The 14,429-nt window shown below is 61.3% G+C and carries 15 protein-coding genes; 11 read left to right on the forward strand and 4 right to left on the reverse strand.

The genetic code is table 11. The features are described 5' to 3' along the window. The first annotated feature begins 88 nt into the window (after window positions 1-88). From queA to secF, 5 genes are all read left to right on the forward strand, one after another. Window positions 89-1,159: a tRNA preQ1(34) S-adenosylmethionine ribosyltransferase-isomerase QueA gene (gene queA / locus C3F38_RS07225; protein ID WP_016928878.1), complete on the forward strand. Its 1,071-nt coding sequence runs from the start codon at window positions 89-91 to the stop codon at window positions 1,157-1,159. Between the two features lie 72 nt (window positions 1,160-1,231). Then, window positions 1,232-2,356, forward strand: coding sequence for a tRNA guanosine(34) transglycosylase Tgt (tgt, locus tag C3F38_RS07230; protein WP_033647322.1), 1,125 nt, complete (start codon window positions 1,232-1,234; stop codon window positions 2,354-2,356). Between the two features lie 33 nt (window positions 2,357-2,389). Further along, entirely contained in the window at window positions 2,390-2,722 is a 333-nt protein-coding gene (gene yajC, locus C3F38_RS07235) for a preprotein translocase subunit YajC (RefSeq protein ID WP_004940391.1), read from the forward strand. 24 nt (window positions 2,723-2,746) lie between these two features. Continuing rightward, window positions 2,747-4,594, forward strand: coding sequence for a protein translocase subunit SecD (secD, locus tag C3F38_RS07240; protein ID WP_071845295.1), 1,848 nt, complete (start codon window positions 2,747-2,749; stop codon window positions 4,592-4,594). A 10-nt stretch (window positions 4,595-4,604) separates the two neighbouring features. Next, window positions 4,605-5,573: a protein translocase subunit SecF gene (secF, locus tag C3F38_RS07245; protein WP_103767401.1), complete on the forward strand. Its 969-nt coding sequence runs from the start codon at window positions 4,605-4,607 to the stop codon at window positions 5,571-5,573. Between the two features lie 63 nt (window positions 5,574-5,636). On the opposite strand, the gene C3F38_RS07250 is transcribed toward secF, so the two are convergent. After that, window positions 5,637-6,197, reverse strand: a complete 561-nt coding sequence (locus tag C3F38_RS07250) for a DUF3251 domain-containing protein (RefSeq protein ID WP_047728744.1) — start codon at window positions 6,195-6,197, stop codon at window positions 5,637-5,639. Window positions 6,198-6,372: 175 nt separating this feature from the next. On the opposite strand from C3F38_RS07250, the gene nrdR reads away from it, so the two are divergent. The 6 genes from nrdR to pgpA all read left to right on the forward strand — a co-directional run bounded on the left by nrdR (window position 6,373) and on the right by pgpA (window position 10,488). Further along, the gene (gene nrdR, locus C3F38_RS07255; RefSeq protein ID WP_004940387.1) at window positions 6,373-6,822 is read left to right on the forward strand and encodes a transcriptional regulator NrdR; all 450 of its coding nucleotides are present in this window, start codon (window positions 6,373-6,375) and stop codon (window positions 6,820-6,822) included. A gap of 10 nt (window positions 6,823-6,832) precedes the next feature. Further along, window positions 6,833-7,942: a bifunctional diaminohydroxyphosphoribosylaminopyrimidine deaminase/5-amino-6-(5-phosphoribosylamino)uracil reductase RibD gene (gene ribD / locus C3F38_RS07260; RefSeq protein ID WP_055316788.1), complete on the forward strand. Its 1,110-nt coding sequence runs from the start codon at window positions 6,833-6,835 to the stop codon at window positions 7,940-7,942. Window positions 7,943-8,049: 107 nt separating this feature from the next. Further along, the gene (ribE, locus tag C3F38_RS07265) at window positions 8,050-8,520 is read left to right on the forward strand and encodes a 6,7-dimethyl-8-ribityllumazine synthase (protein WP_004940385.1); all 471 of its coding nucleotides are present in this window, start codon (window positions 8,050-8,052) and stop codon (window positions 8,518-8,520) included. A gap of 20 nt (window positions 8,521-8,540) precedes the next feature. Next, entirely contained in the window at window positions 8,541-8,957 is a 417-nt protein-coding gene (nusB, locus tag C3F38_RS07270; RefSeq protein WP_004940384.1) for a transcription antitermination factor NusB, read from the forward strand. A 51-nt stretch (window positions 8,958-9,008) separates the two neighbouring features. Continuing rightward, window positions 9,009-10,001: a thiamine-phosphate kinase gene (gene thiL / locus C3F38_RS07275; protein WP_038876155.1), complete on the forward strand. Its 993-nt coding sequence runs from the start codon at window positions 9,009-9,011 to the stop codon at window positions 9,999-10,001. Further along, window positions 9,994-10,488 (forward strand): phosphatidylglycerophosphatase A, encoded by a 495-nt coding sequence (gene pgpA / locus C3F38_RS07280; protein ID WP_004940382.1) that lies wholly within the window; start codon window positions 9,994-9,996, stop codon window positions 10,486-10,488. Before thiL ends, pgpA begins: the two co-directional genes overlap by 8 nt. Window positions 10,489-10,520: 32 nt before the next feature. Here pgpA and C3F38_RS07285 read toward each other — a convergent pair whose 3' ends face one another. The 3 genes from C3F38_RS07285 to ispA all read right to left on the reverse strand — a co-directional run bounded on the left by C3F38_RS07285 (window position 10,521) and on the right by ispA (window position 14,429). Continuing rightward, on the reverse strand, window positions 10,521-11,495 hold the full coding sequence (locus C3F38_RS07285) for an aldo/keto reductase (RefSeq protein WP_055312067.1): 975 nt from the start codon (window positions 11,493-11,495) through the stop codon (window positions 10,521-10,523). Between the two features lie 113 nt (window positions 11,496-11,608). Continuing rightward, the gene (gene dxs / locus C3F38_RS07290) at window positions 11,609-13,474 is read right to left on the reverse strand and encodes a 1-deoxy-D-xylulose-5-phosphate synthase (RefSeq protein ID WP_055316790.1); all 1,866 of its coding nucleotides are present in this window, start codon (window positions 13,472-13,474) and stop codon (window positions 11,609-11,611) included. Window positions 13,475-13,508: 34 nt separating this feature from the next. After that, window positions 13,509-14,429, reverse strand: a complete 921-nt coding sequence (gene ispA, locus C3F38_RS07295) for a (2E,6E)-farnesyl diphosphate synthase (RefSeq protein ID WP_104456914.1) — start codon at window positions 14,427-14,429, stop codon at window positions 13,509-13,511.

Here is a 14,429-nt window from a genome sequence, read left to right on the forward strand (position 1 = left end):
CCTTATTTCTTGCCGCTGACCGCCCCCGGCTTTAGACTAGGCCGCCTGTTTTTTACCAACCAGCCCTAAATTGAAGAAGTGAATACCCATGCGCGTCGCTGATTTTTCGTTTGAACTTCCCGAATCCCTGATTGCCCACTATCCCCAGGCCGAACGCAGCGCATGCCGCCTGCTGCAGCTGGACGGGCCGAGCGGGGCGCTGACGCACGGTGTATTCACCGATCTGCTGGATAAGCTGGAAGCCGGCGACCTGCTGGTGTTCAACAATACCCGCGTGATCCCGGCGCGCATGTTCGGCCGCAAGGTCAGCGGCGGCAAGATTGAAGTGCTGGTGGAGCGCGTGCTGGACGACCATCGCGTGCTGGCGCACGTGCGCGCGTCGAAAGCGCCGAAGCCGGGCGCCGAGCTGCTGTTGGGGGATGACGAGAGCATCGCCGCCACCATGGTAGCGCGCCACGAGACGCTGTTCGAGCTGCGCTTCAACGACGAACGCGACGTGTTCACTATCCTCAACGCCGCCGGCCACATGCCGCTGCCGCCTTATATCGCCCGCCCGGATGAAGACGCCGACCGCGAGCTGTATCAGACGGTCTACAGCGAGAAACCCGGCGCGGTCGCCGCGCCGACCGCCGGCCTGCACTTCGACGAACCGCTGCTGGCGGCGCTGCGCGCCAAGGGCGTAGAAATGGCGTTCGTGACGCTGCACGTCGGCGCCGGCACCTTCCAGCCGGTGCGCGTGGAAACCATCGAAGATCATGTGATGCACGCCGAATACGCCGAAGTGCCGCAGGACGTGGTCGATGCGGTGCTGGCCTGCAAGGCGCGCGGCAAACGCGTCGTGGCGGTGGGTACCACCTCGGTGCGTTCGCTGGAAAGTGCCGCGGCGGCCAGCAAAGAGGCGCTGATTGCGCCGTTCTTCGGCGACACCAGCATTTTTATCTATCCGGGCTATCACTATCAGGTGATCGACGCGCTGGTGACCAATTTCCACCTGCCGGAATCGACCCTGATCATGCTGGTGTCGGCCTTCGCCGGCTATAAAAATACCATGAACGCCTATCAGCAGGCGGTGGCCGAGCAGTATCGCTTTTTCAGCTACGGCGATGCGATGTTCATCAGCCGTAACCCGCAGGCGGAAAACGAGTCCGTCGGCGGTTAATTTCCCGGGCTGCGCCCACGGCGCGGCCCCGTTTCAACGACATCAGACTGTTTCTCTGATGCTGGAGGCTTTGTGAAGTACGAACTACAAACTACCGATGGCCGCGCGCGTCGCGGCCGCCTGATCTTCGACCGCGGCGTGGTGGAAACCCCGGCCTTTATGCCGGTCGGTACCTACGGTACGGTCAAGGGCATGACGCCGGAAGAAGTGAAAGAGACCGGCGCACAGATCCTGCTGGGCAACACCTTCCACCTGTGGCTGCGCCCGGGCCAGGAGATCATGAAACTGCACGGCGATCTGCACGACTTCATGCAGTGGCATGGGCCGATCCTCACCGACTCCGGCGGTTTCCAGGTATTCAGCCTGGGGGCGATGCGCAAGATCAAAGAGGAAGGCGTGTACTTCCGCAACCCGATCAACGGCGATAAGGTGTTCCTGAGTCCGGAAAAATCGATGGAAATCCAGTATGACCTGGGTTCCGACATCGTGATGATCTTCGACGAATGTACGCCGTACCCGGCCGACTGGGACTACGCCAAGCGTTCGATGGAAATGTCGCTGCGCTGGGCGGAACGTAGCCGCAAACGTTTCGACGAGCTGGAAAATAAAAATGCGCTGTTCGGTATCATTCAGGGCGGCGTTTACGAAGATTTACGTGATGTTTCAGTCAAAGGGCTGGTGGATATCGGCTTTGACGGGTACGCTGTGGGCGGCTTGGCTGTAGGCGAGCCGAAAGAGGATATGCATCGCATTCTTGAACACGTTTGCCCGCAAATTCCGGAAGATAAGCCACGCTATTTGATGGGCGTCGGCAAGCCGGAAGATTTGGTGGAAGGCGTGCGTCGCGGCATCGACATGTTCGACTGCGTCATGCCGACCCGCAACGCCCGCAACGGCCATCTGTTCGTGACTGACGGTGTGGTAAAAATCCGTAATGCCAAGCACAAGGATGATACTTCTCCGCTGGATAAGGACTGTGATTGCTACACGTGTCGCCATTACAGCCGCGCCTACTTGCACCATCTCGACCGTTGCAACGAAATATTGGGTGCTCGACTGAACACGATTCATAACCTGCGTCACTACCAGCGCCTCATGGCGGGTTTACGCCAGGCTATCGAAGAGGGTAAATTAGAGCAGTTTGTTGCGGATTTCTATGGTCGGATCGGCAAGCCGATTCCGCCTTTAAACGCTTGATCTAATAATTGATAACTTAATGAGGGAATTTCAATGAGCTTTTTCATTTCTGACGCCGTCGCATCCGCAGGGGCTCCGGCTCAGGGAAGCCCGTACTCTCTGATCATTATGCTGGTGGTGTTCGGCCTGATCTTCTACTTCATGATCCTGCGCCCACAGCAGAAGCGCGCGAAAGATCACAAGAAGCTGATGGACTCCATCGGTAAAGGCGACGAAGTGCTGACCACCGGCGGCCTGATCGGTCGCGTGACCAAAGTGGCCGACACCGGCATCATCGCCATCGCGCTGAACGACACCACGGAAGTGATGATCAAGCGTGACTTCGTGGCGGCCGTTCTGCCGAAAGGTACCATGAAGGCCCTGTAATCTTTTTTCCCGAAGGGAATTGCCGTGCTAAACCGTTATCCTTTGTGGAAGTATCTGATGTTGATCGTCGTGATCCTCGTCGGTCTGCTTTATGCGCTTCCCAACATCTACGGTGAGGATCCGGCCGTACAAATCACTGGCGCGCGCGGCGTCGCCGCCAGTGAAACTACGCTGGACCAGGTCCGTACCGTATTAGAAAAAGACAACATCGCGAGCAAGTCGATTGCGCTGGAAAATGGCGCCATCCTGGCTCGCTTTAAAGATCCTGACGTTCAGCTGCGCGCCCGCGAAGCGCTGGTGACCGAGCTGGGTGACAAATTCGTCGTGGCGCTGAACCTGGCGCCGGCCACGCCGACCTGGCTGGCCATGCTGGGCGCAGAGCCGATGAAACTCGGCCTGGACCTGCGCGGCGGCGTGCACTTCCTGATGGAAGTGGACATGGACACCGCGCTGAGCAAGCTGCAGGAACAGACCATGGATACCCTGCGCAGCGAGCTGCGCGAGAAGGGCATTCCTTACGCGTCTATCCGCAAGCTGGACAACAACGGCGTGGAAGTTCGCTTCCGTGACGATGCGGCCCGCGATCAGGCCATCAGCTACATCGGCCCGCGTCAGCGCGATCTGGTGCTGTCCGCCAACGGCGCCAACACCATGAAAGCCAGCCTGACGGACGCCCGTCTGAGCGAAGCGCGCGAATACGCCGTCCAGCAGAACATCACTATCCTGCGTAACCGCGTCAACCAGCTCGGCGTCGCCGAACCGCTGGTGCAGCGCCAGGGCGCCGACCGCATCGTGGTCGAGCTACCGGGCATTCAGGACACCGCGCGTGCCAAAGAAATTCTGGGCGCTACCGCGACCCTGGAGTTCCGTCTGGTGAACACCAATGCGGACGCCACTGCGGCGGCCAACGGCCGCGTGCCGGGTGACTCCGAGGTGAAATACACCCGTGACGGCCAGCCGATCGTGCTGTACAAGCGTGTGATCCTGACCGGTGACCACATCACCGACTCCACCTCGAGCACCGACGAATACAACCAGCCGCAGGTTAACATCTCGCTGGACAGCGCCGGCGGCACGTCCATGTCCAACTTCACCAAGGACAACATCGGCAAGCCGATGGCGACCCTGTTCGTGGAGTATAAGGACAGCGGCAAGAAAGACGCCAACGGCCGCGCGGTGCTGGTGAAACAGGAAGAAGTGATCAACGTGGCGAACATTCAGTCGCGTCTGGGCAACAGCTTCCGCATCACCGGTATCGGCAACCCGAACGAAGCGCGTCAGCTTTCGCTGCTGCTGCGTGCGGGCGCGCTGATCGCGCCGATTCAGATCGTCGAAGAGCGCACCATCGGTCCAACCCTGGGTCAGCAGAACATCACCCAAGGTCTGGAAGCCTGTCTGTGGGGCCTGGTGGCGTCCATCGTCTTCATGGTGGTCTGGTACCGTAAGTTCGGCGTGATCGCCACCACGGCGCTGGTTGCCAACCTGGTGCTGATCGTCGGCGTGATGTCCCTGTTGCCGGGGGCGACGCTGACCATGCCGGGCATTGCCGGGATCGTGTTGACGCTGGCGGTGGCGGTTGACGCCAACGTACTGATTAACGAACGTATCAAGGAAGAGCTGAAGAACGGCAGGTCCGTTCAGCAGGCGATCCATGAAGGCTATAAAGGCGCGTTCTCCAGTATCGTCGACGCCAACATCACCACGCTGATCACCGCGGTCATCCTGTACGCAGTCGGCACCGGTTCGATCAAAGGCTTTGCGATCACCACCGCTATCGGTGTGGCGACGTCCATGTTCACCGCGATTGTCGGTACCCGTGCCATCGTCAACCTGCTTTACGGCGGCAAACGCATTAACAAGCTGTCTATCTGAGGAGTGCGTTGTGGCACAGGATTATACTGTTGAGCAACTCAACTACGGCCGTAAAGTCTACGACTTTATGCGCTGGGACTATTTGGCCTTCGGCATCTCGTTGCTGCTGTTGGTCGCGTCGATCGCTACCATGTCGGTGCGCGGGTTTAACTGGGGTCTGGATTTCACCGGCGGTACGGTGATTGAAATCAACCTGGAGAAACCGGCTAACCTCGACCTGATGCGCGACACGCTGGAGAAGGCCGGGTTCCAGGATCCGATCATCCAGAACTTCGGCAGCAGCCGCGACGTGATGGTGCGCATGCCACCGGCGACCGGCACCGCAGGCCAGGAACTGGGCAACAAGGTGATCGGCGTGATCAACGACTCGGTGGATAAAAACGCCACCGTGAAACGCATCGAGTTCGTCGGCCCGAGCGTGGGCAGCGAGCTGGCGCAAACCGGCGGCATGGCGCTGCTGGTGGCGTTGATCTGTATCCTGATCTACGTCGGTTTCCGCTTCGAATGGCGCCTGGCGCTGGGGGCGGTTATCGCGCTGGCGCACGACGTGATCATCACGCTGGGCGTGCTGTCGCTGTTCCACATCGAGATTGACCTGACCATCGTCGCGTCCCTGATGTCGGTTATCGGTTACTCGCTGAACGACAGCATCGTGGTCTCTGACCGTATTCGTGAGAACTTCCGCAAGATCCGCCGCGGTACGCCTTACGAAATCATGAACGTGTCGTTGACCCAGACGCTGAGCCGTACGCTGATGACTTCCGGGACCACCCTGATGATGGTGCTGATGCTGTACATCTTCGGTGGCGCGATGCTGCAAGGCTTCTCGCTGGCGATGCTGATCGGCGTGTCGATCGGTACCGTTTCCTCCATCTACGTCGCGTCTGCGCTGGCGTTGAAGCTGGGGATGAAACGCGAACACATGCTGCAGCAAAAAGTGGAAAAAGAGGGCGCAGATCAGCCTTCGATTCTGCCTTAATCGCCGCAGTATTCAGCGAAATGAGAAGGAGCGCCATGGCGCTCCTTTTTTTTGCTTCGGGTTTCAGTGCGGCTGTACCACCGCCGGTTGGGCGGTCGAAACCAGACTGTGCAGGCGGATATAGCCCAGCTGTTCCGGCGTCAGGCCGCTGAAGCGCAGCTCGAAGTCCTGGCCGGGTTTCGGCAGCAGCGAATCGGCGCTGGCGATCGGTTGCGACAGCGCTTCGGCGGTCAACGGCCGGCCGGTGGCTTCATCCAGTGGGCCCCATTCGACCACTGCGTTGAACGGCGGCAGCGTGGCCTGCGAGAGGATGCGCACATGCAGCTGCGCCTGCGTGCCGTTGGCTTCGCTCTTGATGTGGCTCAGCGAAACGCTCAGCTCGCCGAGGCTGCTCTGCAAACGGGCGGCGCTCCGGGCTGCCGGCAGCAGGTAGACGCCGTTGTCGGAGTGCTGATTGAGCAGATTCTGTCGCTCCAGCGCGGTGGTTTGATCGGTCAGCACGCTCACTTTCTGGTTCAGCGCGGCGACCTGATGGCGCAGCTGAGGCACGGCGGCGTTGTGCGCGCAGCCCGTCAGCAATACGGCGGCGGCGAGCAGGGCGATTTTGGGGTAACAGGTTGTCATGACGGCGATTTCCTATGCTGAATCTCCTGCTATCAGCTTAGTCCGCCCGGAGGGGAAAGTCATATCGGCGCCGCTTCCTGGCCGCGTGTCGCAACAAATGGCCGCCGCCCTTTGTTGTGGCTGCACTTCGGGGTAAACTGCATTTATCTATAAAAAACGTTTATCAGGACGTGTTATGCATTGCCCTTTCTGCGCCGCCGTTGATACCAAAGTCATTGATTCCCGCCTGGTGGGGGACGGTTCGCAAGTGCGCCGTCGCCGCCAGTGTCTGGTGTGCAATGAACGTTTCACCACCTTCGAGGTGGCCGAGCTGGTGATGCCGCGAGTGATTAAAAGCGATGAGGTGCGCGAGCCGTTCAACGAAGACAAACTGCGCCGCGGCATGCTGAAAGCGCTGGAAAAGCGCCCGGTTAGCTCGGACGACGTGGAAAACGCCCTTAATCACATCAAATCTCAACTGCGCGCCACCGGCGAACGCGAAGTGCCGACCAAACTGGTGGGCAATCTGGTGATGGACGCGCTGAAAAAGCTGGATAAGGTCGCCTATATTCGCTTCGCGTCGGTGTACCGCAGCTTCGAAGACGTGCGCGAGTTCGGCGAAGAGATTGCCCGCCTGCAAGACTAAAGGATCTTTCATGTATCACGACGAATTTTACATGGCGCGTGCCTTCGAACTGGCGCGGCTGGGGCGTTTTACCACCGCGCCCAATCCGAACGTCGGCTGCGTTATCGTGCGCGACGGCGAAATTGTCGGTGAAGGCTATCATTTGCGCGCCGGCGAGCCGCACGCGGAAGTGCACGCGCTGCGCATGGCGGGCGACAAGGCGCGCGGCGCCACCGCCTATGTCACGCTCGAGCCGTGCAGCCATCACGGCCGCACGCCGCCCTGTGCCGATGCGCTGGTGGCCGCCGGCGTGACGCGGGTGGTCGCGGCGATGCAAGATCCTAACCCGCAGGTGGCGGGGCGCGGGCTGTACAAGCTGCAGCAGGCCGGCGTCGAGGTGCGGCACGGCCTGATGCTGGCCGAGGCCGAAGCGGTCAATCTGGGCTTCCTCAAGCGCATGCGCACCGGCTTCCCTTACGTGCAGCTGAAGCTGGGCGCGTCGTTGGACGGCCGCACGGCGATGGCCTCCGGCGAGAGCCAGTGGATCACCTCACCCGAAGCGCGTCAGGACGTTCAGCGCCTGCGCGCGCAGAGCGCCGCCATCCTCAGCACCAGCGCCACCGTGCTGGCGGACGATCCGTCGCTGACGGTGCGTTGGGATGAATTGGACGCCGAGACGCAGCGCCTCTATCCGCGCGACAATCTACGCCAGCCGCTGCGCATCCTGCTCGACAGCCAAAACCGCATTACCCCGCAGCACCGCGTGGTGCAGCAGCCCGGCGCCACCTGGCTGGCGCGCCTGCAGGCGGATGAACAGACCTGGCCGCAAGACGTTGAGCAGTTTATCTGCCCGGCGCACGGCGGCGGCGTCGATCTGGTGGTGATGATGATGCTGTTGGCCAAGCGCCAGGTGAATTCAATCTGGGTGGAGGCGGGCGCATCGCTGGCCGGCGCGTTGCTGCAGGCCGGCCTGGTGGATGAGCTCATTTTGTACATCGCGCCGAAACTGTTGGGCGATAATGGCCGTGGCCTGTGCCACCTGCCGGGCCTGGAGCGATTGGCCGACGCGCCGGAATTCGTCTTTAGCGACGTGCGTCAGGTCGGCCCCGATCTGCGTTTGCGCCTGCGGGCGAAACACTGAATCTCGCGCCCGCGCGCCGGTTTTACAAAAGCGCCGCGCAGGCGATGAAAGAATATGATAGAATCCGCCCCCCTGCGGGGTATTGAACCCATTTTTAAGGAAAGCCCATGAAAGTTATCGAAGGTGTTGTTGCTACTCCAAATGCCCGTGTGGCGATCGCAATTGCACGTTTTAACAATTTCATCAACGACAGCCTGCTGGAAGGCGCCATCGACGCGCTGAAACGCATTGGTCAGGTTGCTGACGACAACATCACCGTTGTCTGGGTCCCGGGCGCTTACGAGCTGCCGCTGACGGCGAGCGTATTGGCCAAAACCGGCAAATACGACGCGGTTATCGCGCTGGGCACCGTTATCCGTGGGGGCACCGCGCACTTCGAATATGTGGCGGGTGAAGCCAGCTCCGGCATCGGCAACGTTGCGATGAATGCCGAAATCCCGGTTGCTTTTGGCGTGCTGACCACCGAAAGCATCGAGCAGGCGATCGAACGCGCCGGCACCAAAGCGGGTAACAAGGGCGCTGAAGCCGCGCTGACCGCACTTGAAATGATTAATGTTATCAAAGCTATTAAAGCCTGAATTTAGTTAAGGGGAATTCCGTGAAACCTGCTGCTCGTCGCCGCGCTCGTGAGTGCGCTGTTCAAGCGCTTTACTCTTGGCAGTTGTCTAAAAACGACCTTGCCGATGTTGAACACCAGTTCCTGACGGAGCAGGATGTCAAAGATGTTGACGTCGCCTATTTTCGCGAGTTGCTGTCCGGCGCGGCAGTGAATGCAGGTATGCTGGACGAACTGATGGCGCCTTACCTGTCGCGTCAGCTCGAAGAGCTGGGCCAGGTGGAGCGCGCGGTGCTGCGCGTCGCGCTGTTTGAACTGAAAATGCGCGAGGATGTCCCTTACAAGGTGGCAATCAACGAAGCGATCGAACTGGCGAAAACCTTCGGCGCGGAAGACAGCCACAAGTTTGTGAACGGGGTGCTGGATAAAGTGGCGCCAACCCTTCGCAAGAAAAAGTAAAACTTTAAGGCCGGCATTCCCGGCCTTAATTTCTTCTAGTGGAATATCGATATGGCATGCGGCGAATTTGACCTCATTGCCCGCTATTTTGACCGGTTTAAGCGCGTGCGCCGGGATGTACAGTTGGGCATTGGAGATGACTGCGCACTGCTGGCAGTGCCGGAAAAACAGCTGGTGGCCGTCAGTACCGATACGTTGGTCGCGGGCATTCACTTCCTGCCGGACATCGATCCGGCCGATCTCGGTTATAAGGCGCTGGCGGTCAATCTGAGCGATCTGGCGGCGATGGGCGCCGATCCGGCCTGGCTCTCGCTGGCACTGACCCTGCCGGAGGTGGACGAGCCCTGGCTTAAGGCCTTCAGCGATAGCCTGTTCGATCAGCTCAACTATTACGGCATGCAGCTGATCGGCGGCGATACCACGCGCGGCCCGCTGAGCATGACGTTGACCATTCAGGGGCTGATCCCGGCCGGCCGGGCGCTGACCCGCAGCGGTGCGCGCATCGGCGACTGGATCTATGTGACCGGCACGCTGGGCGACAGCGCCGCCGGTCTGGCGATCCTGCAGGATCGCCTGGCGGTGACGGATGCGGCGGCGCGTGATTATCTGGTCGCCCGCCATCTGCGGCCGCAGCCGCGGGTGCTGCAGGGGCAGGCGCTGCGCGATCTGGCCAGCTCGGCGATCGACATCTCTGACGGCCTGATTTCCGATCTGAAGCATATCCTGAAGGCCAGCGACTGTGGCGCGCGCATCGTGCTGGACGAGCTGCCGATGTCGCAGGCACTGAGCAGCCACGCCGATGCCGAGCAGGCGCTGCGTTGGGCGCTGGCGGGCGGCGAAGATTATGAGCTGTGCTTCACCGTGCCGGAGATCAACCGCGGCGCGCTGGAAGTGGCGCTGAGCCACCTCGGGGCCGACTACACCTGCATCGGCCAAATTGGCCCGCTGTCTGAAGGCATCCGCTATTATCGCAACGACGAAGCGGTAGAGCTGGATTGGATTGGGTTCGATCATTTCAACGCGGAGCCGGGCACCCATGGATGAAGCCAAGCGTCGGCTGCGGATGAGCAATCCGTGGCACCTGCTGGCCACCGGGTTTGGCAGCGGTTTGTCGCCGGTGATGCCGGGCACCATGGGATCGCTGGCGGCGATCCCGTTCTGGCTGCTGCTGATCCAGCTACCGTGGCAGCTTTACTCGCTGGCGGTGATGTTCAGCATCTGCATCGGCGTCTATATTTGCCACCGCACGGCAAAAGACATGAAGGTGCACGATCACGGCAGCATCGTCTGGGACGAGTTCGTCGGCATGTGGATCACGCTGATGGCGCTGCCGGTCAACGACTGGCGCTGGGTTGCCGCCGGTTTCGTCATCTTCCGCATTCTGGATATGTGGAAACCGTGGCCGATCCGCTGGTTCGACCGCAACGTGCATGGCGGCATGGGCATCATGGTCGACGATATCATCGCCGGCGTGCTGTCCGCCGGCATCATCTACCTGATTGGGCACCACTGGCCGATCGGGCTGTTCTGACAGACGGGCGCGCTGTTTCGCGCCCGTTTCTCTTATTCAAATCCCGTCACCCGATGCGGCACGTAAGCCGTCTCCAGCTCCGCGACCTCTTGCGGCGACAAACTCAAATCGACCGCGGCGATGGCGTCATCCAGCTGCTCGCTGCGCGAAGCGCCGACGATCGGCGCGCTGACCGCCGGTTTGTTCAGCAGCCAGGCCAGCGCGATCTGCGCGCGTGAAACACCGCGTTCCTCGGCGAGGCTGGCGACGCGTTCGGCGATAATGGCATCGATGCCTTCAGTTTCTTCGTACAGGCTCTTGCCGAACTGGTCGGAAACCAGCCGCGCGGTGGTTTCGCCCCAGGGGCGGGTCAGGCGGCCGCGCGCCAGCGGGCTCCACGGCAGCACGGCGATGCCTTCGGCGGCGCACAGCGGATGCATTTCGCGCTCTTCTTCGCGCTGAATCAGGTTGTATTGATCCTGCATGCTGACGAAGCGCGTCCAGCCGTGCAGATCGGCGGTATACAGCGCCTTGGCGAACTGCCAGGCGTACATCGAAGAGGCGCCGATGTAACGCGCCTTACCGGCTTTCACCACGTCGTGCAGCGCTTCCAGCGTCTCTTCCAGCGGCGTTTCGTAATCCCAGCGGTGGATCTGCAGCAAATCGACATAGTCGGTGTCCAGGCGCCGCAGGCTGTCGTCGATGGACTGCATGATGTTGGCGCGCGATAAACCGCGCTTCAGGTTACTCAGCGGGAAATACACCTTGGTGGCGACCACCACGTCTTCGCGGCGCGCATAGTCGCGCAGCGCCCGGCCGAGGATTTCCTCGCTGCTGCCGTCGGAATAGCTGTTGGCGGTGTCGAAAAAGTTGATGCCGGCTTCCAACGCCTGTTTCAGCAGCGGGCGGCTGCTCTCTTCCGGCAGCGTCCAGGCGTGATTGCCGCGGTTCGGTTCGCCGTAGGTCATGCAACCCAGGCAGATGCGTGAGACGTTCAGATCGGTGTTGCCCAGTTTCAGGTACTTCATGCTTGCCTCCCATTCACAGCTCAGACAGTAACTGTAGCGCGGATCTCGGGGAGAGGGGGCGGAAACAAAAACGCCCCCGAAGGCGGAGGCGTTTTGTCAGGCGCGAGTGGCGATTACTGCGCCAGCCAGGTTTCGATTTGCCGCTGAATGCCGGCGGCGTCCAACCCCAGGTCGGCGCGCAGTTCTTCCTGGGTGCCCTGCGAGACGAAGCTGTCCGGCAGGCCGAGGTTCAGCACCGGCACCGGACGGCGTTTGGCCATCAGCAGTTCGTTGACGCCGCTGCCGGCGCCGCCCATGATCGCGTTCTCTTCCAGCGTGACCAGCGTTTCATGGCTGGCGGCCAGTTCGAGCACCAGCTGCTCGTCCAGCGGTTTGACGAAGCGCATGTCGACCAGCGTGGCGTTGAGCGCTTCCGCCGCTTGCGCGGCCTCCGGCAGCAGGGTGCCGAAGTTGAGAATGGCGATCTTTTCCCCCTGGCGGCGCACCACGCCTTTGCCGATCGGCAGCAGGCTGAGCGGCTCCAGCGCCGCGCCGGTGCCGGTGCCGCGCGGATAGCGCACCGCGCTCGGGCCGGCATTGTAGTGATAGCCGGTATACAGCATCTGGCGGCATTCGTTCTCGTCGCTTGGCGTCATGATCACCATGGTCGGGATGCAGCGCATGAACGACAGATCGAACGCCCCCTGGTGGGTCTGGCCGTCGGCGCCGACGATGCCGCCGCGATCGATGGCGAACATCACCGGCAGGTTTTGGATCGCCACGTCATGGATCAGCTGATCGTAGGCGCGCTGCAGGAAGGTGGAATAGATCGCCACCACCGGCTTATAGCCGCCGATCGCCAATCCGGCGGCGAAGGTGACCGCGTGCTGCTCGGCGATCGCCACGTCGAAATATTGCTGCGGGTAGTCGCGGGAGAACTGCACCATGCCGGAGCCCTCGCGCATCGCCGGTGTGATCGCCATCAGCGAGCTGTCTTTGGCGGCGGTTTCACACAGCCAATCGCCGAAGATTTTCGAATAGGTCGGCAGACCGCCGGCGCTTTTCGGCAGCGTGCCGCTGGCGGGATCGAACTTCGGCACCGCGTGGAAGCTGATCGGATCCTTCTCCGCCGGCGCGTAACCGCGGCCTTTCTTGGTCATGATGTGCAACAGCTGCGGGCCTTTCAGATCGCGCATGTTTTTCAACGTGGCGACCAGCCCCTGCACGTCGTGCCCGTCTACCGGGCCGATGTAGTTAAAGCCCAGCTCTTCAAACAGCGTGCCCGGCACCACCATACCCTTCAGATGCTCTTCGGTGCGTTTCACCAGCTCTTTGATCGGCGGCACGCCGGCCAGCACTTTCTTGCCGCCTTCGCGCAGGGTGGAGTAAAGCTTGCCGGACAGCAGCTGCGCCAGGTGGTTGTTCAGCGCGCCGACGTTTTCCGAGATCGACATCTCATTGTCGTTCAGCACCACCAGCATGTCCGGATTGATGTCGCCGGCGTGGTTCATCGCTTCGAACGCCATGCCGGCGGTGATGGCGCCGTCGCCGATCACGCACACCGTGCGGCGGCCTTTGCCTTCACGCTCCGCCGCCACCGCCATGCCGAGGCCGGCGCTGATTGAGGTCGACGAGTGGCCGACCGACAGCACGTCGTATTCGCTTTCGGCGCGCCACGGGAACGGATGCAGGCCGTTTTTTTGCCGAATGGTGGCGATACGGTCGCGGCGGCCGGTCAGAATTTTGTGCGGGTAGGCCTGGTGGCCGACGTCCCACACCAGGTGATCGAACGGCGTGTTGTAGACGAAATGCAACGCCACCGTCAGTTCGACGGTACCCAGCCCGGAGGCAAAGTGGCCGCTGGAGCGACTGACGCTGTTCAGCAGGTATTGCCGCAGCTCATCGCACAGCTTCGGCAAGCTCTCTTTGGGCAGTGAGCGGAGTTCCTCGGGGTTTTCCGCTAGCGCCAGGGTTGGGTATTTGGCTATATCAAGACTCATTCGATACTCATATCAGAGGAGTTAACGTCACACGTTAATTGTCGCGTTCAATAATGAAGCTGGCTAACGCTCGCAATGGCGCTGTGTTATAAGATTGCGCTGCCAAAGTGTCCAATGCAGCTAATGCTTCCTGATAGAGATCCCACGCTTTTGCTTTCGCGCTGTCAAGCCCGAGCAACGCCGGGTAGGTACTCTTTCCGTGTTGTTGGTCCGCTCCCTGGCGCTTGCCGATTTTTTCAGTCTCGCCGACAACGTCCAAAATGTCATCCTGTACCTGGAACGCCAGGCCAACCGCGGCGGCGTAACGATCCAGCTGCGGCAACGCCGCACGTCCGGCTTCGCCGGCGCTCAGCGCGCCCAGGCGCACCGCGGCGCGGATCAGCGCGCCGGTTTTATGGCGGTGTATCTGCTCCAGCGCCTGCAGATCAACGCGCTTGCCTTCGGCTTCCAGATCCAGCGATTGGCCGCCGCACATGCCGGCTACGCCGCTGGCGGTCGCCAGTTCGGAAACCATCGCCAGCCGATCGCGCAGGGTCACGTCAGGCATTTCGGCATCGGCCAGGATCGAAAACGCCAGCGTTTGCAGCGCATCGCCGGCCAGGATCGCGTTGGCTTCGCCGAATTTAATGTGGCAGGTCGGCTGGCCGCGGCGCAGATCGTCGTCGTCCATCGCCGGCAGATCGTCGTGGATCAGCGAGTAGGCGTGAATGCATTCCACCGCCGCCGCCGGCGCGTCCAGGTTGGCCAGCGACACGCCGAACATCTGGCCGGTGGTGTACACCAGGAACGGGCGCAGGCGCTTGCCGCCCAGTAAGGCGCCGTGACGCATCGCCGCCACCATGTTGCCGTCGTTGAACGGCAGCGGGGCGATGAAATCCAGCAGCGCGCGATCGGCGCGCTGGCGGAAAATCTGCAGTTGATCGGCAAAAGCGGCCGATGGGGCGATCTCAGACAT

The sequence above is a fragment of the Serratia sp. SSNIH1 genome (assembly GCF_002935055.1).
GTDB classification, from domain to species: domain Bacteria; phylum Pseudomonadota; class Gammaproteobacteria; order Enterobacterales; family Enterobacteriaceae; genus Serratia; species Serratia nevei.

Excerpts from the sequence above, each read along its gene's own strand:
- queA (WP_016928878.1), top strand. The coding sequence starts at position 89 with ATGCGCGTCGCTGATTTTTCGTTTGAACTTCCCGAATCCCTGATTGCC.
- yajC (WP_004940391.1), top strand. The coding sequence starts at position 2,390 with ATGAGCTTTTTCATTTCTGACGCCGTCGCATCCGCAGGGGCTCCGGCT.
- C3F38_RS07250 (WP_047728744.1), bottom strand. The coding sequence starts at position 6,197 with ATGACAACCTGTTACCCCAAAATCGCCCTGCTCGCCGCCGCCGTATTG.
- nrdR (WP_004940387.1), top strand. The coding sequence starts at position 6,373 with ATGCATTGCCCTTTCTGCGCCGCCGTTGATACCAAAGTCATTGATTCC.
- ribD (WP_055316788.1), top strand. The coding sequence starts at position 6,833 with ATGTATCACGACGAATTTTACATGGCGCGTGCCTTCGAACTGGCGCGG.
- ribE (WP_004940385.1), top strand. The coding sequence starts at position 8,050 with ATGAAAGTTATCGAAGGTGTTGTTGCTACTCCAAATGCCCGTGTGGCG.
- thiL (WP_038876155.1), top strand. The coding sequence starts at position 9,009 with ATGGCATGCGGCGAATTTGACCTCATTGCCCGCTATTTTGACCGGTTT.
- pgpA (WP_004940382.1), top strand. The coding sequence starts at position 9,994 with ATGGATGAAGCCAAGCGTCGGCTGCGGATGAGCAATCCGTGGCACCTG.
- C3F38_RS07285 (WP_055312067.1), bottom strand. The coding sequence starts at position 11,495 with ATGAAGTACCTGAAACTGGGCAACACCGATCTGAACGTCTCACGCATC.
- dxs (WP_055316790.1), bottom strand. The coding sequence starts at position 13,474 with ATGAGTCTTGATATAGCCAAATACCCAACCCTGGCGCTAGCGGAAAAC.
- ispA (WP_104456914.1), bottom strand. The coding sequence starts at position 14,429 with ATGTCTGAGATCGCCCCATCGGCCGCTTTTGCCGATCAACTGCAGATT.